Origin of the sequence: Corallococcus sp. AB018, from assembly GCF_003986945.1 — a bacterium.
GTDB classification, from domain to species: Bacteria; Myxococcota; Myxococcia; order Myxococcales; family Myxococcaceae; genus Corallococcus; species Corallococcus exiguus.
Map to the genome: position 1 here is coordinate 1 of NZ_RAWR01000044.1, position 22,878 is coordinate 22,878.

Genomic DNA, 22,878 nt, shown 5'->3' on the forward strand with positions numbered 1-22,878 from the left:
CCAGGATCAAACTCTCCAATTGTATTCTTGGTTTGCTTGAACCGGCGTTCCCCGAGACCCGGCTAAGGAGTCTCGGCTCGCTGATTCGTCGGCACCTCCCTCTCGCTGCGCTTTTCAGCGCTGCTCTTGAGGTGAAGCGCCCTCAAAAAATTGACTGCGGGTTTCCGCAATCCATTACTGCTTGGGCTTGCTATTTGGTTTTCAAAGACCGAGCCGCTTGTTGCGACTTTGTTGCTTGCCGGCTTGTTTCGTCCGGCGGGGTTGCAGCTTCTATTTCAGTTCGCAGTCAGCGTCAACTTCGCTTTTGCGTCCTGCAGGCTTCTTCGAAGTTCGTCGGCGCCGTCCAGTGACTTCCGCCGCTTCTTTTCGAAGGGGAGCGGCTTCTACTTCAGCGCCGCGTTCCCTGTCAACCGCTTGCTGTCAGCTTTCCTCACCGCTTTGCGTCCGTCGTGTTGCTTTCCGGACTGCTGCTTCTTCGGTGGGGCGCGGCTTCTATCTCTTCGCCGCGTTCGCTGTCAACTCGCTTGGTTGACTGCCCTATTTTCTTTTCGGTGCTGCTCTCTCCCCGAAGTGCCTTCCGCGCCAGTGCGCGGGCTTCGAGGTGAGGGGCGCGGCTTCTACCTCTTTGCCGCGTTCGGGATCAACAACCTTCGTCGATCCTTTTCTTCCCCCGCGCTGACCTTCCGAGGCCCAGGGGCCCGCCGGTCGTCGCGGAGGGGGCACTCTCTAACGCTTCAGGCCGAAGACGTCAAACCTTCGTTTGAGCCGAACCTGATCATTGGCGCTCCGACGAATAGAGGCATGAACGCCTGGCCGCTGACAGGGCTGCTGGCCGCTCCGTCGGTACGGACACGACAAGGCCCCCGACCCGGTGACAGGTCGGAGGCCCTTTCTCCCTACGGATGCCGCTTCAGCTCACGGCGTCGCGGGGTCGAACGTGGAGATGCTCCAGCCCATGCGCTCGTGGCCGAACTTGTTCCAGTCCGGGTTCTTGCCGTTGACGACCTGGGCGTCCGTGTAGGACGGCGCTCCGGAGCCGGAACCGGAGCCGGAGAAGATGTTCACGCTGATGGTGGAGCCCGTGTACGTGGGGTGCGTGTTGTCCGACTGGATGTAGTCGTAGCTGGTGCTGCTGTTCGCCAGGTGGCCGTTCGCGTCGCGCAGCGTGCTGCGCAGGGTGACGCTGATGCGCTGCACGTAGGCGTCCTCGGTCTCGCCGGCGCGGTACGCAATGGCCTCGGAGTCAATCTGGCCGTCGCCGTTGCGGTCGTAGTCGGAGGCCATCATCTCCGCGAAGGCGTCCGAGCACTTGAAGCCGTACTTCGCCGCCAGGTTGCAGGCACGCCAGTTGCTGCGCGCCAGCAGCGGCAGGAAGTACTGCTGCTTGTTCACCTTCTGGCCCGTCGTCGCGTCCGTGCAGGCCGTCAGCACGTTGTCCGCGTCATAGCCGGGGTAATAGATGTTGGAGATGACCTTCACCTTGGCGGTGGTCGCGTACTGGTTGATGGTCTGCATGCCACGTTCCATGTACGTGGTGCAGGTCGCCAGCGCGTTCTGCAGGCCGCTGTAGTTACAGGTGCCGGTCTGGTCGGTGAACGCGCTGCGGGCCTGCAGGTAGTCGTTGCCGCACATCTCGAACATCACGACGCGCGTCTTGGCGTCCTGCATGTAGGAGCGCTCGGAGACGATCTTGTTGTTGTAGATGTCGTCCGCCTTCGCGCCGGACTTCGTGCGGCGGATGACCTCCACGTTGGCGCCCCACTTCTTCGCCGCGTACTCACCCTCCACCACCGGGGCCGCACGACGCCCCACGCTGGAGATTCCGCCGTTGTAGCCGGCGAAGATGGAGTCGCCGTAGGCCACCACCCGGTACGTCTGCGACGCCGAGCGGTTGATGGTCCACGACGTGTTCTGGTTGATGGTGCTGGCCAGCGCGGTGCCACTGAGGGTGGTGGCGGCGAGGACGGCGGCGAGGGACAGCCCGCTGCGACGAACGGACATACCGGCTCCTGAAGAGGTAGGGGGTTCCCGCCCCGGCAATGGGGAGAGGCCGCGCACGGTACACGGCTTTGATTCAGGAATCACTCCGCAGACCGGAATTAACTCCGCACTATGTATTCCATGTTGAACACGAATTCCGCCATGGTGCGTCAGAGGGGTGTTTTCGCGCGCCCTTCTCTGACGCGGCGCTTCCGGTTGACGCGTTGTTTCACGACTGGAGTGCGCCCATGAACATCTCCGGGAGCGCCCGAGCACTGGGCCAGTGGCTGCTGTTGGGCGCCATCGTGGGGGGCGTGTGCGGCGTGGCGTCCGCGGTGTTCCTGGCGCTGCTGGAGGAGGCCACGGAGTTCCGGCTGGCGCATGAGTCGCTGGTGTACGCACTGCCCGTGGCGGGACTCGTCCTGGGCGCGGTGTACGGCCGGTGGGGCGCGTCCATCCGGGGCGGCAACAACCTGGTCCTGGACACGGTGCATGAGGGCGACGCGGTGATTCCCCTTCGCATGGCGCCCATGGTGCTGCTGGGCACGGTGCTCACGCACCTGTTCGGAGGGAGCGCGGGACGCGAGGGCACCGCGGTGCAGATGGGCGCGAGCCTGGCGGACCAGATTGCCTGGCGCTTCCGCGTGGCTCCGGAGATCCGGCGCGAGCTGCTGGCGGCGGGCATCGCGGGCGGCTTCGGTTCGGTGTTCGGCACTCCGCTGGCGGGCACGGTATTCGGGCTGGAGGTCGTGTGCGTGGGTCGACTGGGCTACGAGGCGCTCCTGCCCGCGCTCACGGCCGCCGTCGTGGGCGACCTGGTGACTCAGGGGCTGGGCATCCATCACACCGCGTACCCGGTGCCTCAGGCGCTGGCGCTGACGTTGCCCGTGCTGGGCAAGTGGCTGGTGTTCGCGGTGGGCATCGCGGGCGTGGCGGTGGCCTTCATCGAGGGCACGCATGGACTGAAGCGGGTCCTGGAGCGCCGTGTGCCGTGGCTTCCCGTGCGCATGGCCCTGGGCGGCCTGGGGGTGGTGGGGCTCTGGAAGCTCGCGGGCACCAGCGACTACCTGGGCCTGGGCGTGCCCGGCATCCTTCGCGCGTTCGAGGATGTGTCGCTGCCTTGGGGGACGTTCGCCTGGAAGCTCGTGTTCACGGTGGTGACGCTGGGCGCGGGTTTCCTGGGCGGGGAGGTGACTCCGCTGTTCTTCATTGGCGCGGCGCTGGGCAATGTCCTCGCTCGGCTGTTGGGACTTCCCGTGGACCTGGGCGCGGCGGTGGGCATGGCGGCGCTGTTCGCGGCGGCCGCCAATACGCCGCTTGCGCTGTCGCTGATGGCGGTGGAGCTGGTGGGCGCCTCCGTGCTGCCTCACGTGGCCATCGTCGCCACGGTGGCGTACCTGCTCACGGGCCACCGGGGCATCTATCCGTCGCAGCGCATCGCCCGGAAGAAGCTGGGCGGGCCTCTGCTGGACCGTATCGTCACGTTGCGCGACCTGCACGCGGCGCCCCGGGAGGAATCCGAGGCGCCTCGCTGACGGTCGCTACTTGGAGGGGACGAGCCCCTCCGTGTGCCAGAACTCCACGTGCCCGGTGTCCAGCGAGTAGATGGCGGAGACGACCGCGAGTTCGCCCGCGTCGACCTTGGCCTTGAGGAGCTGGGAGCGCTCGGTGAGCTGGCGGGTGACGGCGTCCACGTTCGCGTGCGAGGCCTTCACCACCTTGGGGTCGTGCTTGTCCGCGTCCGTGAGGTGGGCGTCGATGAGGTTGCTCTTCACGGCGGAGACGAGCGCGTCGAGGTTGGGCGAGCCGGTGCTCTGGCCGTCCGGAATGGTGAGACCCGCCTTCACGGCGCCGCAGGACTCGTGGCCCATGATGACAATGAGGCGCACGCCCAGGTTGGCGACGCCGTACTCGATGCTGGCGACGACGAGGGGCTCCAGCTCGTTGCCGGCCTCGCGCACGACGAAGAGCTCACCCAGGCCCTGGTCGAAGACGAGCTCCGGGGGCACTCGCGAGTCGCTGCAGGTGACGACGATGGCGTGCGGGTGCTGCTCGTTGGCCAGCGCGTGGCGCACCGCGAGGGTCTGCGCGGGGTGGCGTGCCACGCCCTTGGTGAAGCGCAGGTTGCCCTGCTCCAGCCGGTGGAAGGTGACCGGCGGCGCTTCGGGCTTCACGGCGGGGTGGGCTGGATGCGGGTCCTCGGCGAGCGCGGGCATGGCGAGGCCCAGCAGCGCGATGGCCGCAGCGGTGCGAAGAAGAGGAATCATGGGGTGTGACCTGGGGTGGGGTGTACGCCAGGACGCGAGTCCAAGCGCCCCTCAGGGGTAACAGGGCGGCGGACCGGAAACCATGGACTCCACGACACTCCGCCGTCGCACGTCCTCCTACCTGAGGTTCAGGGCACGGTCTGAGCCGCCAGCCCCACGGCTCTGTCGTCCCTCCGCCTCAGCTCCGGGGTGGCTACCCGGAACTCCGCGGGCAGCATCCTCAGGATGCGTTCGCGGCGGTATCGGGCGCTTGCCAGGCGCTGCTCCAGGGCGGCCTTCTCGGCTCGGGTCGCCTTGTCGGGCGTCTCGGTGCGCTGGGTCAGTGCGGCCAACCTTCGTGATACCTCTTCAATCTCGCGGTCGATGAGTACCGGTTGGATGTTCCGCTTCGCTTTCGCCTTGCGGCCCTGGGCGTTGTTTTCAATCCAGACCGGCAACACTGAAACATCCGCCAGGGACACCGGGGCTCCGGGCTCCGCCCTGGTCACTCCGACTCGCAGGAGCAGTGTGTCTCTCTTGTCTCCGTCCTTGCCCAGCTGCCCCTTCACGTGACGGTAGAAGCGCGCCTGGTTCGCCACCAGGTTGCCCAATGAGTAGGCGATGAAACCCCGGCGCCCGGACTTCGTCGTGTACGCCTCCAATGGCTGCAACACGTGCGGATGGTGGCCGATGACCGCGAAGGCTCCTGCTTCCAGGAAGGACTGCCCCAGGGCCCTGTCCAACGGGTGCGGCGTGTCCGTGTACTCGCGCCCCCAGTGCCCCATCACGAAGAGCGCGTCACACTTCGCTGCCGCTGCTCGCACCCGCTCCAGTGCTTCCTCCGGTTTCAGCCCCCTTCTCGAGGCGTGCTCCGGGTAGGGCAACAGCGCCACGTGCGGCGCGTCCGATTCCTTCGGGTTGCTGAAGCCGTTCAGGCTCCTCGTGAAGGAGAGGAAGCCCAGCTTGAGGCCTCGCACCTCCATGAACACCGGCTCCCAGGCCGCGTCTCTTGTCGTCCCCGTTCCCGTGTGGCGCAGTCCCGCTGCGTCCAGGTGTCGCAGCGTCTCCACCAGGCCTTCCACGTGCTGATCCCTTGCGTGGTTGTTGCCCGTGGACACCACCTTCACTCCGGCGTTCACCAGGGCCTGCACCATGGATGGGGGCGCGTTGAAGACCAGCTCCTTCGTGAAGGCCTTGGTGTTGGCCGTGACCGGCGTCTCCAGGTTCACCACGCCCACGTCCGCTGTTCGCAGCACGTCCGACAGTGGGCCGAAGACGTGGTCCCAACCTTCGTGGTTTCCACTGCCCGCGTGGGCCTTCGCCACCGACTTCACCTCGCCGTGCGGAATCACGTCTCCGCCAAAGACGAGCTCCACTCGCGCGGGCGCGGCCATCCCCCACAGCGGGATGAACACCAGCAAGGCCCCCCACCCTCGCATCAGTCCTGCTCCCGCACCCCGATGAAGACTTCCCGGTTCCAGGGGTCCCTGCGTGTCGTCGCGGGACAGCCGGCCTCTCGCATCCATTCGAGCCAGTCTTCACGCCGGAACAGACCGAAGCGGTGGCGCTCCTGCGACATGCTCACCGTTCCGTCCGCTTCGCGCAGCAGATAGGCGAACGCGGTCTCGAAGGTCTCGTCGTCCGGATCCGGATCCCAGGTCCACATGAGATAGCGCATTCCTCGCCCGTCCGGCCCGTCGTGGCCTCCGGACTCGGTGAGGGGTTCGAAGGTCTCACGCACGCAGTCCGGCAACAGCACCACCCGGCCTCCCGGGCGGCAGTGCGCAGCAGCCGTATGGACCGTGGCTCGCGCGTCCTCGCGATCCACCGCGTACATGATGGCGTCGTGCACCATCACCCGGTCGAACGTGCGTCCCAGCCGCAGCGAGCGCATGTCCCCCACGCGGTGCTCGCACTCCGGATTCACCTTGCGACTCACCGCCACCATCTCCGCCGAGCGGTCCGTCAGCGTCAGCGTGAAGTGCTTCTTCATGTGGAAGGCCAGGCTTCCTCCGCCCGACCCCAATTCCAGCATCGTGCTCGCCGGGCCCTCCTCCGGGTGCAACATGGGGAGCAGGTCCTCCGCCTCCTCCCCGTACTCCTCCGGTGGCGAGAACAACGGCCACCAGCCGGCAAGGTCGGTGTAGAGCTGTGGCTCCTCCACGGGAGGCGGGAGCACGGTGCGCAACGACGCCATGGATGACTTCCTCGGAGATGGGGCACCGTTCTACCGCCCGGACAACCCGTGCGTCCATGAGGCCTAACGGACCTGGATGGCGTCCGCGACCACATAGGTCCCCGCCGTCACCCACCGGCTCAGCTGGACCTTGTTCCACCCCGCCGGGAAGCTCCACGTGCCGAGCGTGTTCCACCTTGCGCCGTTGACCGTCTGGTTCACCTTCACGTTCGCCAGCTGCGTGCCGGATGCGTTCGTGACGATGAAGGGCGCGACCGTGGAGCGGTCGCTCGCCGCCGTCCACCACGCGTCCACCGTCTTCGTTCCCGCCGCGGCCATGTAGAACCAGAACGTCGCAGGCTCCGACACCGCTGCTCCCGGGGACACCAGGTAGCTGGTGCCGTAGTAGCCCGCCACGTTCGTGGAGGACGCCCAGCTGGTGCCCGTGAGCTGGATGTAGCCCTTGGACTGGTCGTTGTTCGCGTTGTTGCTGTCGATGACCAGCCCCGTCGACGAACCTCCGCCGGACGTCCACAGGTACGTCACGTCCACCCAGTCGTTGTTCGACATCCCCAGGTCCAACCAGAACGTCCCGTCCGCGAGGTCGATGCCCGCGGGGTTCGCCGGCCGGCGACCGAACTGGTCCAACCCGCCGTTGAAGTTGTCCTGGTATGCCGCCTGCGCCTCCGGCTTGCCCTGCGGCAGCGTCTTCCACATCTCGCGCACGCTGGACGGGTTCCAGTAGTCGTCCTTCGTGTTCCACGGGCCCACGTCCCAGACGGACGTCGTCGCGCACTTCGCCGTCTTCGAATAACAGACGCGCACCTGGTATTCGGAGCCTCCGTTCGACGCGAGCCCTCGCCGCGACGGCAGCGCCACGAAGCGGTCGTTGGTCTTGATGACGTGGCCGTTCGCCGTCGTGCCGCCCACCAGGCCCTCGCGGGTGGCGTAGACGCGGTAGGTCAGCGGCGCGAGCGTCTGGAGCCCCTCCTCCGTGCCTCCTTCGCGCCAGCCCTCCAGGCCCACCGTCTGGACCACGGGACCGCGGCCTCGCTCGTCCGCGATGAGCGCGAGGCGCACCTGCACCTCCGTGCCCGAGCGGGGCAGGCGTACGGCTTCGTCTCCCGTGGCGGTGCGCCATTCGCTCCAGGCTCCTCCGGGGGTTCTCACGCGTACGTCCACTTCGACGCCCTGCCCCAGGCCTACCGCCGCCTGGACCTGGGGACGGAAGGTGTCCACGGGCTGATCGAGCGTGCGCACCGGGAACTCGAAGAGGCCCGTGAGCCGGCTCAGGCCTTCGGGACGGCGCATCACGGCGTTGGGTTCGTAGAGCAGCCCGTCTCGCGTCCCCACGAGCTCCGACGTGCCTGCTCCGGCGGAAAGATTCTCCGTCCAATGCTGCGTGCCGGGCTCCGCCGCCTCCACTCCTTCCGCGAAGACCGCGCCCAACATCACCGCCATCAGGGTGGACCGCCACGACGCGCGCATGCCTGGACTCCCGGGAAATGGACAAAAACGTTTAGACCGTTCAACGTTTAAATCCGTCTTTCCCAGTTCTCAAGAGCCAAGGCGTGAAACCGTCGTGGCTCGGTGCATCACGTCCCGTTGATGACGGAGCGGATCCATGGCGTGTACGTGGCCACGTTGGTGAACAGGGAGAAGGTGTTGCACTGGTTGGAGCCGAACCCGCTCACAATCCCATACAACTTCCCGTTGAAGGCCAGGGGTCCGCCGTCATCCTTCGTGCAGACGTTGGCGGTGGCGCTCGGCGCCGTGCACAGCACCGCGCCGTTGACGTAGTCGCTTCCCACCATGTCTCGGCAGGTGGCCGTGGAGGTGATGCTCAGGCTCACTCGCTTGAGCGCATCGGAGGTGGGCGCGGTCTGGGTGCGGCCCCAGCCGCTCGCGACGTACGGCGCACCCAGGGGCGCGGGCGCATCCGGCAGCGTCAGCGTCCGCACCGCCGGTGAGAGATTGAAGGGCTGGGCGAGTTGGAGGAGCGCGACGTCGTGGACCGACCCGTCGTAGGACGGGTGCATCACCTTGCGCGACACCGCTCGGTACTGCTCGTCCGCCTCCACCGAGCCCAGCCGCAGGTCTCCCGCGTAGATGCGCATGGAGGCGGGGGTGACGCCCTCGACGCAGTGGGCGGCCGTCACCACCCAGCCGGCCCGGAGGAGCGTGCCTCCGCAGGTGAATGCGCCCGTCACGTGGAGGCGCACCTGGTGGGGCAGCTCGTACCGGGCAGCGAGGCTTCCGCCGATGAGCTCCTGGGTCTGGACGCCGGGGACCGCTACCTCATCCAGCTCTCCACCACAGGCGAGGAACCCCAATGCCATCAACGCGGACGCGAAACGGGATGTCTTCATGCGGTGAGACATGAAGGATTCATGCCTCACCGTCAATCCAGCAAATCGCGACTAGTCAGTCCACCGACTTCGTGCCGAAGAGGCGGTCTCCCGCGTCGCCCAGGCCGGGCAGGATGTAGCCGTGCGAGTCCAGCTTCTCGTCGATGGCGGCGGTGAAGACTCGCACGTCGGGGTGGTGCTCGCGCAGGTTCGTCAGGCCCTCCGGACACGCGAGCAGACACACGAAACGCAATGAGCCCGGGCGGCTTCGCTTCACTCGCTGGAGTGCCGCCACCGCGGAGTTGCCTGTCGCGAGCATCGGGTCGCAGACGATGACGTCGCGGTCCTCCAGGTTGGCGGGCACGCGGTAGTAGTACTCCACCGCGCTCAGGGACTCCGGGTCGCGGTACAGGCCGATGTGGCCTACTCGCGCGGAGGGGACCAGTTGGAGCAGGCCGTCCAGGATGCCCTGCCCCGCTCTCAGGATGGGCACCAGCACCAGCTTCTTGCCGTCCAGCGCCCAGCCCGTGGTGCGCGCCATGGGCGTTTCAATCTCCTCCTCGCGCAGCTTCAGGTCTCGCAGCGCCTCGTACCCGAGCATGAGGGAGATCTCCTCCAGCAGCGCCCGGAAGGACGCCGTGCTCGTATCCGTCCTGCGCATCACCGTCAGCTTGTGCTTCACCAGCGGGTGATCCACCACCGTGCAGTTCGGGAAGTCCATGTGTCGCCGTCCTTGTATGGGTTTCAGAACACCGTGCCGTCACTGCGGATGCGGATGGGCGGCACGCCTCCCGGGCGCAGCTCCGCCGCCACCCGGCGCCCCGCCGTCCAGGTGCCGCCCTGGAGCACCTTGGCCAGAGGCAACTCCTCCGCGCTCAATTCCAGACGCCCTCGCACCAGCGCGGCCACCCGGTCCAGCAGCGCCACCGTCAGCGCCCTCCACTCCACGATGGGCGGGTCACCCGGGCCGTAGACCTCCGTCGTCAGGCGCGGGTCCTGCGGCACCAGCACACCCAGGTCCACGAAGAGGCCTCCGTTGCGGTACTCCGGCAGGCCGGTGAGCGCGTCCAGCTCCGTCACCGTCACGCCTGCTTCCGCCAGCGGCTCCACCAGCGAGTACGCCAGCCACTGGGACAACTTGTGGAAGGGCACCAGCGCGTCCGCGCTTCCTGGCGGCCCGAGCGCCGGATGCGGCCACACGTCCCCCAGGTTCACTCCGTCCACCGTCGTGCGACCCGGCCAGATGGGGCCCAGCACCTCCAGCAGCGTGCCCAGCACCTCCGCCGCTCGCACGCTGCGGCGATGCGCGGCCAGCATGTCGAACAGCGACCCCGGCCTGGGCAGCACTCGCGACAGCGCCTGCATGAGGTGCAGGCGGCCTTCCACTCCCAGGAGCGGATTGGACTCCGACACCTGGAAGCCTCGCTCCAATTGCTCGCGCGTCATGCGGCCCAGGGCCTCCGCGTCCGCTCGCAGCGGCCGGTCCGGATCCGACGAGAAGCCGCCCGCCATGAACATGCGCAGCGACGCCACCGCCAGTCCCTCCGAGCGCACGTAGGACGCGCCTCCGGGTTCCTGGTAGCGCCACGCGGGTCCGCTGCCCGCGTCCAGCAGCACGCTCACCACGCCCAGGTCCACCTTCGCCCTGGCTCGTTCCTCCGGCGGCAGCGGGGCCAGCTTCGCCTCCAGTTGCGCGAGCCTGGGCACTCCTCCCGCGTCGAAGTGCCTCCAGCGGCTGTGCACCGGGATGTCCAGCCGGGGGTACGCCTCGTGCGTCACCGCCAGCACCCGGTCCACCACCGTGGGCAACCGGGACGGCTCCACCCGGAAGTACTCCAGCCGGCCGGCGAGCCCCAGGTCCAACACCTGATGACAGCGCTCGCGGATGGCCGCCGGGCTGCGCAGCCACGCCACCGTCGGGGACACCTCCTGTACCCGGATCGCGTCAAGCATCGAGGTCCCGTCCCTTCACCTGCGCCAGCTCCCCCGCATCCGCCACCGGCCCTCGCGTGAAGTAGCCCGCGGCCTTCTTCGCCTCCATCTCCACCTTCGCGTCGGCGGGGATGAGTCCGTCCGGGATGGGCACCCGCTCGAGAATCTCGATGCCCGAGCGCACGATGGCGTCGTGCTTCATGTCGCTCATGGAGATGAAGCGGTGGATGCGCGTGATGCCCAGCCAGTGCAGCACGTCCGGCATCAACTCCTGGAAGCGCATGTCCTGCACGCCCGCCACGCACTCCGTGCGGTGGAAGTACGTGGCCGCGGAGTCTCCGCCCTCCTGGCGCTTGCGTGCGTTGTAGACGAGGAACTTGGTCACCTCGCCCAGCGCGCGGCCCTCCTTGCGGTGGTAGACGATGAGCCCCACCCCGCCCTGCTGCGCCATCCGCACGCACTCCTCGATGCCGTGCACCAGGTAGGGCCGGCAGGTGCAGATGTCGCTGCCGAAGACGTCCGAGCCGTTGCACTCGTCATGCACCCGCGCCGCCAGCGGCACGTTCCGGTCCGCGAGCGAGGTGATGTCTCCAAACACATACAACGATAGACCGCCGATGGGCGGCAGGAAGACGTGCAGGTCCGGGCGGGTGATGAGCTCCGGGTACATGCCTCCGGTGTGCTCGAAGAGGCCGCGGCGCAGCGCGCCCTCCGTGAGACCGAAGCGTTCGGCGATGCCGGGCAGGTACCAGACGGGCTCCACCGCGGCCTTCACGACCTTCACGTCACCGTTGGCAGCGACGAGGTCGCCGTCCACCTTGAGGCGCCCGGCGGCCATGGCCTCGCGCACCTCCGGCATGTTGATGTGGGCCCGGGTGACGGCGATGGTGGGCCGGTAGTCCACGCCCTGCTCGGCGTAGGCCCGGAACACCTGCGATGCCACCGCGCCCCAGGGGTCCAGCGACACGATGCGCTTGGGGTCGCTCCACCCCGGATGCGGGCCCACCTGCGCCGCCGGCGAGGTGTTGGTCAGGTCCGCCTTGTGGTCCTGCGGCAGCTTGCCCGCGGATACCGCCAGCGCCCGGTAGATGGAGTACGCACCCGAGTGCGTGCCGATGACGTTTCGGCTCGCGGGGTCGGAGAGCGTGGCCACCACCGGGCCCCGGCGCAGCGGCTCCGACTCGCCCCAGCGCAGGGGGACTCCGGGCGCCTGCCCGTCGGGATGGGACGTAAGACGGATGTGATTGACGGGCTTCTTGTCAGCCATGGGTGCACCCTCCTTGGGGGGCGCGGGAGAGGAATGATGTCTGGGAATGGAAAGACGCCGACGCTCGGCGTCAGCTCATCCACGAGCCGTCGGTGCGCGCGGACCACTTGCGCGTCACCTTCTTGAGCTGGCTCCAGAAGTCGAGGCTCGACGGTCCCGTGATGTCCCCGTGGCCGAACTTCGACTCGCCCGTGCCTCCGAAGGAGAAGGGCTCGCGCGGTACCGGCACGCCCACGTTCACGCCCACCATGCCGGCCCTGGCGCCCTCCACCACCGACTGCGCCACCGCGCCGTTGGTGGTGAAGATGGACGCCGCGTTGCCATAGGGCGACGCGTTCTCCACCGCGAGCGCCGCTGACAACGTGGGCACCCTCACGATGGACAGCACCGGGCCGAACAGCTCGCGCCTCGCGGCCTCCATGTCCGGGCGCACGTTGTCCAACACCGTGGGCCCCAGCCAGTGGCCGTTCGCGTACGCCTCGCCCGCGGGCCTCTTACCTCGCCCGTCCAGGAGCACTCGCGCCCCGTCCGCCTGGGCCTTGGCGATGGCCGTCTCCAGCCGATCCACCGCGCCCCGGTCGATGAGCGCTCCCATGCCCGGGCCGACCTCCAGGCGCGAGGCTCGCCGGAGGATGTCGTCCACCAGCGGCTGCACGTCTCCCACCGCGAGCATCACGCTGGCCGCCATGCAGCGCTGGCCCGCGCAGCCGGTGAACGAGTCCACCACCGCCTGCGGCGTGAGCTCCGGGTCCGCGTCCGGCACGACGATGAGGTGGTTCTTCGCGCCGCCCAGCGCCAGCACGCGCTTGCCGTGGCGGCTGCCCTCCACGTAGACGTGCCGCGCGACCGGGGACGAGCCCACGAAGGCCAGGGCCTTCACATCCGGGTGCTCCAGCAGCGCGTCCACCGCGGGCTTCGCGCCGTGCACCACGGAGAAGACGCCCGGCGGATAGCCGGCCTCCACCATCAGCTCACCCATGGCGGTCGCGGTGAGCGGCACCTTCTCCGACGGCTTGAGGATGAAGGCGTTGCCCACCGTGACGGCGATGGGGAACAGCCACAGGGGCACCATCGCTGGGAAGTTGAACGGCGTGATGCCGGCGACGACGCCCAGGGGCTCGCGGCGGTATTCGCAGGTGACGCCTCGGCTCACCTCCAGGTGCGCGCCGCTGTCCAGGTTCTGGAGCGACAGGGCGAAATCACAGACCTCCATGCCCTTGAGCAGGCCCGCGCGGCCCTCCGCCACCGTCTTGCCGGATTCGCTCGCGGCCAGGTGCGCGAGCCTTTCCAGGTGCGTCTCCAGCAGCGTGCGGAAGCGTTGCAGGAATTGGGTGCGCTCGCGCAGCGGGGTGACGCGCCAGCCTTGCGCGGCGGCCTTCGCGGCCTCCACGGCCTGGGCGACACCAGACGCGGTCGTCAGCGGCACCCGGCCGATGAGCGCGCCGGTATAGGGACTGCGAACATCCTGCGCGGACGCTCCGGACGGAGAGACCCACTCTCCGCCCACGAGGTTGCGACAAGAGACCACGCTCTCGGGTAACCGAACAAAGGACACGCGCACCCCCCCGGTGTTGCGTGACAAATGGGCGGCAAGGATAGACGCAAAGCCGGAAGCCAGGGCAAGGCGGGGCGCGTCACCGTGTCATTGCTTGATCGGAAGCAATGGATCTCCCCATGTTGCTCTGTCGCAAACCCGACCGATGCACGGGTGCGCGAACGTGCGCGCCGCGCCTCGTCAGGCCTGGGAGAGCATCCGCTGGTGCCGCTCCGACAGCGCGGAGGTGTCCGTGAGGGTGCGCAGCTCCGCGATGGCGGTGGCGTCCTCGGTGTCCGGGTTGAGGCCGAGCGAGATGGCCTCCAGGTACAGCTCCAGCGACAGCAGGAAGCGCGAGTCCGCGGTGAGCGGGTCTCCCTGCTCGCGCATCAACTCGCCGTCCTCGCGCACCAGCTTCGCGAGCATGCGCGCGCGCGAGGCGGTGCCGAGCAGGCGCGAGGTGGACTCGGCGTCCGCGAGGATGAGCGCGCCGTACTCCATGCCCAGCACGGTGAGGGCGGTGTCGCGGATGTGGTTGCGTGCGTCCCCATACCGCTTCTCCTTCCGGGCCTTGAGGATGCTGGCGATGGCGGCGGCGAACTGCTCGGCGGCGCGCTCGATGAAGTCCTTGCGGAGGGACATGGGTCCCGCAAGGTAAGCCCGACCCGGGGCATCCGCACGTTTCCCACCGTGGGGGCACTCTTCTGTCACATGAAACCCAGGAGGTTTCTTGGCTTCAGTGCCTTGGCGTGAGGGGGGGAGTGTCCGGTGGACGCACTCCCTTTGCCCGGGAAGCGCGGCGGCACCTGTGTAGCGCGTGCCGCCGCCCATCACCCATCCAGGGCCCGCGGCCTCAGTCCGCGATGGACCACGAGTCCGCGCAGGGCTCGATGTCCGACGGGTTGTAGATGCTCGCCAGCGTCGGCGTCATGTTGCCCGAGGAGGGGATCTGCGCCACCAGGTCATCCCCGATGAAGAAGCCCACCACGTAGCTCTCCATCTGGGAGCAGACCCCCATCTGGAAGACCGGCGCGGCGTTCGGCTGCACATCGAAGGCCTCCAGGTAGACGACGCCCGACAGGCCGACCCGCTTGTAGAAGACGACGATGTCGAACCAGTCCGCCGAGGTGAGGTTGCGCACCGTCACCGTATAGATGTCCTCCAGCAACGCCCCGGACGAGGACGGCGTCCCCCCAGCCAGGATGGACAACGGACGGGCCGTCACGGGACGGAGCGCGAGCAGCGCCCGGGCCTCCGCCGTGCCCGGAAGCGTCCCATCGAACTGGGACACCAGCCGCAACAACCCTACGTCCACGGGGTCCTGGGCCCTCAGGGTCACGGAGACGAGCCCCTCCGCCTGGATGCGAGCGAGCAGCGCCTGGGCACGCGCCGCCATCCCCTCCTTCCGCGACGACGTCCCACTCCCGGACTCCGGCCCCTCCGCGAGGACAGTCGTGGAACCCAGCAGCATGCACATCGAGGCAACGACGGTCAGCAACCGCTTCATTGGCAATCCCTCCCACTTGTCAGTGATTCCCAACCTCCACCAAATGGGCTCAAAGCTTTTCAATATCTTTCCTGAATTTACCATCTGCGTATGGATTTTCGATTGAGGCCGGAAAGGCATTCCGGGAGCCGGCGCGGCGCCTGGGGGCACATCTGACAGGCTTCTGGGGCGCACCATGACAAACTGTCGCGGTCCCAGGCGGGGAGGCACCCCATCCGCGAGGAATCCCAGTGGGTTCCAGACGGCATAGCGATTGCTAATCTTTCACCCAAAAGGAGTCAGTCCATGCCCCTGTCCATGATGAAGTCTGGGATTCGCGCCGCCATGCTGCTGTCTGTCTGCATTGCTGGAAGGACTGCCTGGAGCGAGGAGGTCCAGCTCACCGTCCAGGACGTGCCCCAGCCGCTCGCCGCCGCGGTGAAGCAGTTGGAGACCCGCGAGGGGTGGGGCATCACCTATGAGGAGCCGCCCGACAGGCCCGCGCCGAAGGGCTCCATCACCCTGACCTATGCCGTCACGGACGCCACCCGGACGGATGCCAAACTCCAGGAGGAGGTCCTCACGCGGCTGCTCGCGCAGCAGGCCGGGAAGGAGGCCCCGCGCTTCCGGTTGGTGCAGGCGGGAGGACTCTGGCACGTCACGCCCGAGCAGGGCTCTCCACTGGAGACGCCCCTCACCCTGCCCCGCCAGGAGCGCTCCCTGGGAGAGATCCTCCGGCTCCTCTGCGCGGAGGTCTCGAAGCAGAGCGGGACGCAGGTCGAGCTGGGGAGCACGGCCGGGCTTCCGTTGGAGAGCCGGGTCACCCTGGAAGCCGTGACCCGGGAGCCCGCGCGGGCCGTGCTGGCGCGGCTGCTGAACACCCCTCCCCGGCGTGCGGCGTGGACCCTGAAGACGCAGGGCCCGGAGCGGAAGTTCATCCTTTCTCCCCACCGGATCTTCCGTCTCACGGGCGGCACGCCGACGACCGCCGGGAGCGCGCCGGGGCCGGCTCCATCGAAGTGACCCACCCGTGACCTTCGGATGAGGAGGGCTTCCGGCGGGATTGAACGACCAGACCCAAGGTCCGGTTGCGTATCCCGTTCAAGCGCGGATCCACGGGAGCCCCGGAGGATTCGCGCGCCCCCCGACGTCATTCATCTGGAGAGTCCACCGTGGGAGCGCCTTTCGCTCGCGCACAGCTGCGTCCGTTGTCCGAGGCACCGGCCCAGGAATGGGAGGTGCGGTGGGACGTCACCGACTCCGAACGCATCCGCGTCATCCTCGCCACCGCCGCCGCGATGGGCTCGCCCGCCCTGCTGCGACGGGGAGACGCGGCGTCGCTGCTGCGGCTGGAGACGCTGGAGTTGGAAGGTGGAGTCCTCCACTGGTCCGGGCTGACGGTGGATCCGGGCGCGGACGCCTGGGAGGTGGAGGTGTTCGGCCATGGCTGCGTCTACCGGATGCTCCTGTCCGGTGAGCCGGCGGAGCAGGGGACGTGGGTGACGCCGCTGCCTCGACAGGTGATCCAGGTGCGTCGCCGGGCGCATCGGCGTGCTCCCGCGCCTTCGGACCTGCGACTGCGTCTGCCGCTGCCGGGATGGCTGGGCCGGGAACGTGACGCGGTGGATGTGTCCCTGCACGGAATGGCGCTGCGGATGGGCGCTGGGGAACGTCTTTCGCCGGGCCGGGTGCTCCAGCCCATCGAGCTGCGCACGGCGGCGGGTGAGGTCCTGTCGCTGCGCGGGGAGGTGCGCCATGTGTTGGACCGCGCCGATGGGGAACTCCAATGCGGGCTCCTGGTGACTCCGCTGACCGCCGAGGACTCGGAGCGCTGGCAGGCGCTGGTGGCTCGGGCCCTTCATCCGACGACGTGTACCGATGGCGCGCGGGTGGAGGAGCAGTGGCGGCTGTTCATCGACTCCGGCTACTTCAACCTGGCGGGCAGGTCCGCGGAGGACTTCGAGTCGCGGCGGCGGAGCTTCGTCGAGTTGGGCCGCCAGGCCGGTTCGATGGGCTCAGTCCTCACCGAGGTGGTGTGGCCTTCCGAGCGCGGCGTGGAGGCGACGCTCTCCGTGATGAAGCCCTACCGCTCCGTGTGGATGGTGCACCAACTGGCTCGGCGCCAGGACGCCACTCGGTTCGAGCGCCTCAAGGGTCAGATGCTGCGCGAGCTGTACGTGCACTGCGTGGAGCACGCGCAGCGGGACAACGGGTTCCGGTGGTTCGCGGCGTACATCGAATCGACCGTGCCCTTCACGTACCGCTCGCACGTGGGCTTCGCGGACCGCATGGCGGCGACGGGACGGACGCTGATGCTGCCGATGCGAATGATTGACGTCGAGTGTGGCCATCCCCCTGCCTGCCGCCGGTGGGTTTGGAGCTGGGGCCCGCGACGGAGGCGGAGCGGCGGCTGCTCGTGGAGCGGATCGCCCTCACCCGCCCTGCCTGCTACGCCGAGGCGTTGGACCTGCGCCTGGAGACGCTGGACCTGCGGGATGTGACGCGGGCCTGGCAGGCGGTGGGCCTGGCGCGCGAGCGGCACCTGCTGGTTGCTCGTGAGGGTGCGAAGCCGGTGGCGGTGGCCGTTTTGGAGTCGGGGCCTCCCGGTACCAATCCCTTCGGGCTGCTGGACTCCGTGCGGGTGTTCGCGCTGTCGCTTCGTGCTCGGCAGGCCTATCCGGCGCTGATGGATGGGGCTCGCCGCTGGTTCGCGGACCGGGCCCGCGACGGGTTCACCTTCCTCGCTGAAGAGGCTGGTGACGTGGAGGCCTCGGGTCTGCACGACGCCGCTCCCGACGCGAAGCCCTCCCTGTGGCTCATCCCCGCAGACCTCGCTCCCGAGTTCCTGGAGCACATCCACGAGCAGACTGCACCCCGTCCGCGCTCCCACCCCCAGAAGGAGCTGTCATGAGCCTCATCCAGACGCAGTACCTGCCGCACGCCGTGGAAGCCCGCGCCCGCCTGGAGACGGACGCTGTCGTGCGCACGCTCCTGTCGCCGGACATCACTCCGGACCTGATGGCGCGCTTCCTCATCGAGTGGTCCGCCCGGGGCGCGTACATGACCGAGCCCGTGGACGGATGGATCCGCGGCGCCGGTGAGCGCTGCATCGCGCTGGGCCAGGAGAAGGTGGGCCGGCAGCTCATCACCCACGCGAAGCACGAGGCCGGCCATCACCTGATGACCCTCCAGGACGCTCGCGTGCTGACGGCGCAGTGGAACGCGAGCCACTCGCAGAAGCTGGACGCGGATGCACTGGTCGCCCAGGCGCCCACGGCCGCCATGCGCGAGTACCGGCAGGTGCACGACGAGGCCATCACCGGCGACCTGCCGCTGGGCCAGGCGGCCATCGAGTACGAGGTGGGCTACCTCGCGGTGGTGCTGGTGCCTCGCATCCTGGCGCGCGTGCGCGAGGTGTTGGGACAGGGGACGCTGGACACGCTCACCTTCCTACGCGAGCACGCGGAGGTGGACGTGGGCCACACCGCGCTCAACGAGCGGATGATGGAGGGGATGCTGAGCACCCATCCCGAGGAAGGCCGGCGGCTGGCGGCGTTCGGCTCGCGCGGGCTGGACTGCTACCTGCGCTTCCTGGACGACTGCATGGAGGCGGCGCGCCGGAGTGTAGGCGGCGTCACCGCGGCGGCGGCCTGACGTCTTCCCGGAGGGTCACGGAGCCGCGTGGCTCCGTGACTTCCAGTACTCGCGCTGCGCGGGCACGGAGACGAGCTGTCGCTCCGGATAGCGCAGCGCGGTCAGCTTCCCTCCGAACACACAGCCCGTGTCCACGCAGAGGGTGTTGTTCACCCATTCGGATTCCGTGACAGGGGTGTGGCCGTACACGACCGTCGCCGGTCCCCGGTAGTCCCGGGCCCAGTCGGCTCGCACCGGCAGGCCGTAGGCATCCGCCTCGCCGGTGGTCTCTCCGTAGAGGGCGAAGTCGCGCACCTCCGGGGTGTCCCGGCCGTGCATGGACTCCTTCAGGCCCGCGTGCGCCACCACGAGGTGGCCATCGTCCAGGACGTAGTGTGGCGAGCGGGCTTCGATGAAGTCTGCGACCGCATGGGAGAATCCGGGCGGCTCACGTTCCAGCTGCTCCAGCGTCATCGCGAGCCCGCGCGCCACTCGCACGTCCTTGCCACGCAGCTTCTTGAGCAACTTGATTTCGTGATTGCCCGGCGCGCACAGCGCGGTGCCCGCCTCGACCATTCCCATCACCAGGCGCAACACGTCCGTCACGCCCGGCCCTCGGTCCACCAGGTCGCCCAGGAACACGACCTTGCGCCCGTGGGGCGTACTCACGTCGAAGCCGGGGCTGCCGTCCGCTCGCGGCGCGACCGTGTAGCCCAGCTCTGTCAGCAGGGCCTTCAGCTCGTCGAAGCATCCGTGGATGTCTCCGATGATGTCGAAGGGGCCGTGCTCGTCCTGGCGGTGGCATGGCAGGGGGCGGTGCTCGAAGGCCACCGCGCCCGCCGTCTCCGGCGTGAGCACGTGCACGTGCCGGATGCCTTCCTTCGTCAGCCCCTTCAGCGCGTTCTGCAGCTGCTGCACCTGGTTGCGCAGGGCTCGGGGACTGGCGTGCGCCCCGGAGCGCGTGCGGTTGCGCTCCAGACAGAGCGTCTCCGGCGTGTCCATGGCCACCGCGACCAGGGCGACGTGGTGCTCGCGCGCCAGGGTCACGTAGTGACGACGTGACTCGGCACTGAGCGGGACGCCGTCGATGACGGTGAGCGTGCCCTTCGCGAGCCTTCGCGCCACCTCGTCGTGGAGCTTCGTTTCATTGCCCGTGCCGGGCAGCACGTCCTCGGGGAGGAAGTGCGCGTTCGCGAGGGTGGACTTGCCGGAGCCGGATGGGCCCAGGAGCAGCACGAGCGACTGCTCGGGAATGGGAATCATCATGATGGGAACACCGGGGTGGGGGTCGGCGTACCGACCGGCGCCCCTTCCGGGGCAGGGCGCACGCCACGACTCCGGCGCGCGATCCCTTCCGGTGCCCGGGTCACGCGAGCGTTCGCGGACCCTCCGGCGTCAGACGGGATGCGCAATCCACGGATGAACGCGTTCCCGCCTGACATGCGTCACTTCAGGGGCAGCAGGTACGCTTCCAGGAACACGTCCGGACGGCGGTCCATGTCGCCCTCCGGCGTACGCTGGTAGCCCCGGCGCTGGTACATGCGCGCGACGCCCAACGCACCCTGGCGCACGTGGAGGGAGATGGCGTCCACGCCCCAGCGCTTCGCGAGGACTTCCGCCTCCGCAAGCAGCGGCTGAGCCAGACCCTGGCCGTGGTAGCGCACCGACGTGGCCAGGGCGCGCAGGTCCGCTGTGCGGGGCAGCCAAGCTTCTGTGCCGGGCGCGCCGGGCGGATACAGGGCCACCGTGCCCGCGACCTCTCCGTCCACTTCCGCCACCATGATGGTGCACACCTTGCGCTTGGAGGCGACGTCGCGCAGGAACGCCTTGCGCTCCTCGGAGTAGACGACCTCCGGCAGCTTCTTCGCGTACTGCGTGACGTAGGCCTCCACCAACAGGTCGCCAATTGCCTTGTCGTCCTCGGGCCGCGCCTCGCGGATGACGGCTCGCTTCACCACGTCCGTGCTCATGCGCCGCCCTCTAGCATGACGCCCCGGAGCCCGCGCGGCGCTTCCGGGCAGGCAGCCAGCGTTGTACCTCCCCCGTCCGACACGGGCCCGACCTGGCTACCAGGACCGGGGGTCCGGGACGCGGCGCTCCAAAACCTGTCCGACTGTCGGACAAGTTCGTGCCATGTGCCTCCGGACAGGGAGGGCCCCGTCCTGGCGCGCTGCGGCAGGCGCACGTGGAGGCGTGCTCCGCGTGCGCCTATTTCCTCCGGGCGGGCACGGTCACGCGAGCGTGACGACGACGCATGCCGCCGAGTGCCCAGGCCGCGAACAACAGGCCTCCCGCGGCCGCCGCCGTTCCGCCTCCGCCCGTGGTGCAGCCTCCCGCCTGTGCGTCATCGACCGCGTCCGGCGCCACATCGGAAGATGAGCCGGGCGCTCCCTGCGAGGGGCCTCCCGCGGCTTCGTCCGGCATGGGCTCCGTGCCTCCGTCCGCCGACGTCTGCGTGCCCGCGTCCGGCTGCTGCGTGCCCGCGTCCTGCGGCGTCGTTCCGGCGTCCGGCGTTTGGGTCGCGGTCAGTTCCTCGTAACGCTGGATGAGCTTCAGCCTCGCTGCGTCGAACGCGGCGCCGTCGTCCGTCACTCGCGATGCGGCCGGGATCAGGTCCCTGGCCACCTTGCGCGCGAAGTCCGGGTCTCCCGCGTCACTCACCGCCTTGAGCCACTCGTAGTCCTGCATGCCCTGGCGGATGAGCTTGAGCCGCAGCGACGCCACCGGTACGTCCGTCTTGCCACCGATGGCCTGTGGCGTACCCGGGTAGAAGAGCGTCCCGTCCCCGTTGCCGTTGAAGCGGTACTGGTCCGTCCATGCCGTGGAGAGCATGCCCACCGACTGGTAGTAGAGCTCGCCCGTCGCGCCCTCCAGGAACGTCACCCACTCCATCGCGCGCGCCTTCGCCGCAGACCGGTCCAGCATGTACGACGGCCAGCCCGCGCCCGGCTTGTTCTCCGGCGCGTTGGTCCCATACGCACAGCCGTGGCTCATGCAGCTCTGATACATCCACAACGCTGTTCCCGGACGCTCCAGGAAGTTCGTGTACGTGCCCCGCTGGTCGCCCCGGAAGTTCGCGTCCGTGCCGTCCAGGTGGTTCACCAGAGGCACCGCCGTGTCCACCGCGTCTTCCAGGCCGTTGGCCTTCAGCTCGCGCGAGTTCGTCGTCAGCACCGTGCGCAGCCCGGGCGCAGCCTGACGCACCAACTCTCCCATCGCGTGTACCTGCGCGAAGGGCGTGCCGTAGGGCGGCTCGTCCCCCAACTGCACGTAGGCCCGGTCCAGCCAGCCCTTCTGCTTCATGTGTGCCGTGAAGTCCTTCAGGTTCGCCGCGTCGAGCGGACCCACGTACTCCAGGCTCGTCATCCTCGCGCCCTGCAACCGCGTTGGCGCCGTGCCGTCCAAGTAAGGGCCCCACGTCGCGTCGAAGGTGCTCCACTCCGGCGGCCACGGCTTGCGCGGGAAGAGACTGGAGAGCGTGAAGCGGTGCTCCAACGCCATCCGCTGATAGCGCGTGAGCAGCGGCTGCAACTCCTCCGGCGTGCAGTCCTCGCGGCCCGTGTGCGCGCGACACACGTGCGGCGGCCAGAGCAGGAACGCCGAGGACAGCGAGGACGTGCTCGGCAATGCCGCGTCCACCACCGTCAGCCTCGCCGTCACCTGCCGCTGGAAGCCTCCGTCCGCCTCCACCGTCACCGTGCCCCTGTAGTCCCCGGGCGGCGCGTCCTTCGGCACGTGCACGTCCACCCAGATGGCCCGTGCCTCCTTCGCGGGCACGTCGAAGGGGAAGGCGCTTCGCGTCTCACCGGCGATCTCGTCCGTGTCCGGCACCAGCCCGTCCGGCCACGCACCCACGGACTCTCCCGCCACCGACGCCTGCTTCGTCGTGACGAGCGCCTCGCGATACAGCGTCACGTCCGGCCCCGTCAGCGTCGTGGAGCCCGGGCCCTCCAGCGCGGGCAGCTTCGCGCGCACGCCCTTCAGCCCCGTGTCTCCGCCTTGCAGCGCGACCTGGAAGGAGACGAACTCGTTGCGCGCGGCGGTGAGCCGCACCTCGGTGGCGCTCCGGGCGGCGGTCCCCGGCCGCACCTTCACCATCATCCCCTCGCCCCACACGGCCGGCCCGGCCGCGTACACCGGCAGGGCCACGGTCAGCGACAACAGGGCGGCATGGAACGGTCGAATCGAAGGCATGAAGAGACCAACGCGACCCGGCCCCGCCAGCCTTCCCGCCCCGGATGTTCCTTGTCAGCCGGACAGGCAGACGGCCGGGGGC

General features: G+C 68.7%; 21 protein-coding genes. 6 read left to right on the top strand and 15 right to left on the bottom strand.

What is annotated here, in order from left to right:
* Positions 1-350, top strand: a 350-nt coding sequence (locus D7Y11_RS44245) for a hypothetical protein (protein ID WP_233607264.1), incomplete at its 5' end; no start/stop codon positions are given.
* A 565-nt stretch (positions 351-915) separates the two neighbouring features.
* On the opposite strand, the gene D7Y11_RS11870 is transcribed toward D7Y11_RS44245, so the two are convergent.
* On the bottom strand, positions 916-2,001 hold the full coding sequence (locus D7Y11_RS11870; RefSeq protein ID WP_120575795.1) for an SGNH/GDSL hydrolase family protein: 1,086 nt from the start codon (positions 1,999-2,001) through the stop codon (positions 916-918).
* Between the two features lie 227 nt (positions 2,002-2,228).
* On the opposite strand from D7Y11_RS11870, the gene D7Y11_RS11875 reads away from it, so the two are divergent.
* The gene (locus tag D7Y11_RS11875) at positions 2,229-3,515 is read left to right on the top strand and encodes a chloride channel protein (RefSeq protein WP_121752974.1); all 1,287 of its coding nucleotides are present in this window, start codon (positions 2,229-2,231) and stop codon (positions 3,513-3,515) included.
* 6 nt (positions 3,516-3,521) lie between these two features.
* On the opposite strand, the gene D7Y11_RS11880 is transcribed toward D7Y11_RS11875, so the two are convergent.
* From D7Y11_RS11880 to D7Y11_RS11930, 11 genes are all read right to left on the bottom strand, one after another.
* Complete coding sequence (locus tag D7Y11_RS11880) at positions 3,522-4,247, bottom strand: carbonic anhydrase (protein WP_121752975.1); 726 nt, start codon at positions 4,245-4,247, stop codon at positions 3,522-3,524.
* Positions 4,248-4,375: 128 nt separating this feature from the next.
* Positions 4,376-5,665 (bottom strand): CapA family protein, encoded by a 1,290-nt coding sequence (locus D7Y11_RS11885; protein WP_121752976.1) that lies wholly within the window; start codon positions 5,663-5,665, stop codon positions 4,376-4,378.
* The gene (locus tag D7Y11_RS11890; RefSeq protein ID WP_121752977.1) at positions 5,665-6,423 is read right to left on the bottom strand and encodes a trans-aconitate 2-methyltransferase; all 759 of its coding nucleotides are present in this window, start codon (positions 6,421-6,423) and stop codon (positions 5,665-5,667) included. Before D7Y11_RS11890 ends, D7Y11_RS11885 begins: the two co-directional genes overlap by 1 nt.
* 63 nt (positions 6,424-6,486) lie before the next feature.
* The gene (locus D7Y11_RS11895; protein WP_126933746.1) at positions 6,487-7,890 is read right to left on the bottom strand and encodes a hypothetical protein; all 1,404 of its coding nucleotides are present in this window, start codon (positions 7,888-7,890) and stop codon (positions 6,487-6,489) included.
* A 107-nt stretch (positions 7,891-7,997) separates the two neighbouring features.
* The gene (locus tag D7Y11_RS11900; RefSeq protein ID WP_158624362.1) at positions 7,998-8,771 is read right to left on the bottom strand and encodes a serine protease; all 774 of its coding nucleotides are present in this window, start codon (positions 8,769-8,771) and stop codon (positions 7,998-8,000) included.
* 55 nt (positions 8,772-8,826) lie between these two features.
* Positions 8,827-9,471 (bottom strand): uracil phosphoribosyltransferase, encoded by a 645-nt coding sequence (gene upp, locus D7Y11_RS11905; RefSeq protein WP_120575802.1) that lies wholly within the window; start codon positions 9,469-9,471, stop codon positions 8,827-8,829.
* A 23-nt stretch (positions 9,472-9,494) separates the two neighbouring features.
* The gene (locus D7Y11_RS11910; RefSeq protein WP_120575803.1) at positions 9,495-10,703 is read right to left on the bottom strand and encodes a URC4/urg3 family protein; all 1,209 of its coding nucleotides are present in this window, start codon (positions 10,701-10,703) and stop codon (positions 9,495-9,497) included.
* Positions 10,696-11,949, bottom strand: a complete 1,254-nt coding sequence (locus tag D7Y11_RS11915) for a GTP cyclohydrolase II (protein WP_120575804.1) — start codon at positions 11,947-11,949, stop codon at positions 10,696-10,698. The genes D7Y11_RS11910 and D7Y11_RS11915 overlap by 8 nt, the downstream gene beginning before the upstream one ends.
* A gap of 70 nt (positions 11,950-12,019) precedes the next feature.
* Entirely contained in the window at positions 12,020-13,504 is a 1,485-nt protein-coding gene (gene mmsA, locus D7Y11_RS11920; RefSeq protein WP_126933747.1) for a CoA-acylating methylmalonate-semialdehyde dehydrogenase, read from the bottom strand.
* Positions 13,505-13,684: 180 nt separating this feature from the next.
* On the bottom strand, positions 13,685-14,125 hold the full coding sequence (locus D7Y11_RS11925; RefSeq protein WP_120575805.1) for a hypothetical protein: 441 nt from the start codon (positions 14,123-14,125) through the stop codon (positions 13,685-13,687).
* Positions 14,126-14,336: 211 nt separating this feature from the next.
* Positions 14,337-14,990, bottom strand: a complete 654-nt coding sequence (locus D7Y11_RS11930; RefSeq protein WP_120575806.1) for a hypothetical protein — start codon at positions 14,988-14,990, stop codon at positions 14,337-14,339.
* Between the two features lie 285 nt (positions 14,991-15,275).
* Between D7Y11_RS11930 and D7Y11_RS11935 the strand changes: the two genes are divergently transcribed.
* The 4 genes from D7Y11_RS11935 to D7Y11_RS11950 all read left to right on the top strand — a co-directional run bounded on the left by D7Y11_RS11935 (position 15,276) and on the right by D7Y11_RS11950 (position 18,623).
* Complete coding sequence (locus tag D7Y11_RS11935) at positions 15,276-15,992, top strand: hypothetical protein (protein ID WP_120575807.1); 717 nt, start codon at positions 15,276-15,278, stop codon at positions 15,990-15,992.
* Between the two features lie 149 nt (positions 15,993-16,141).
* Positions 16,142-17,470: a PilZ domain-containing protein gene (locus D7Y11_RS11940; RefSeq protein WP_126933748.1), complete on the top strand. Its 1,329-nt coding sequence runs from the start codon at positions 16,142-16,144 to the stop codon at positions 17,468-17,470.
* Complete coding sequence (locus D7Y11_RS11945) at positions 17,386-17,880, top strand: hypothetical protein (protein ID WP_126933749.1); 495 nt, start codon at positions 17,386-17,388, stop codon at positions 17,878-17,880. Before D7Y11_RS11940 ends, D7Y11_RS11945 begins: the two co-directional genes overlap by 85 nt.
* Entirely contained in the window at positions 17,877-18,623 is a 747-nt protein-coding gene (locus D7Y11_RS11950) for a hypothetical protein (RefSeq protein WP_126933750.1), read from the top strand. The genes D7Y11_RS11945 and D7Y11_RS11950 overlap by 4 nt, the downstream gene beginning before the upstream one ends.
* A gap of 15 nt (positions 18,624-18,638) precedes the next feature.
* On the opposite strand, the gene D7Y11_RS11955 is transcribed toward D7Y11_RS11950, so the two are convergent.
* The 3 genes from D7Y11_RS11955 to D7Y11_RS11965 all read right to left on the bottom strand — a co-directional run bounded on the left by D7Y11_RS11955 (position 18,639) and on the right by D7Y11_RS11965 (position 22,796).
* Complete coding sequence (locus tag D7Y11_RS11955; protein WP_126933751.1) at positions 18,639-19,868, bottom strand: AAA family ATPase; 1,230 nt, start codon at positions 19,866-19,868, stop codon at positions 18,639-18,641.
* Positions 19,869-20,047: 179 nt separating this feature from the next.
* Positions 20,048-20,572 (bottom strand): GNAT family N-acetyltransferase, encoded by a 525-nt coding sequence (locus D7Y11_RS11960; protein WP_121752984.1) that lies wholly within the window; start codon positions 20,570-20,572, stop codon positions 20,048-20,050.
* Positions 20,573-20,810: 238 nt separating this feature from the next.
* Complete coding sequence (locus D7Y11_RS11965) at positions 20,811-22,796, bottom strand: DUF4091 domain-containing protein (protein WP_121752985.1); 1,986 nt, start codon at positions 22,794-22,796, stop codon at positions 20,811-20,813.
* Between the last annotated feature and the right edge of the window lie 82 nt (positions 22,797-22,878).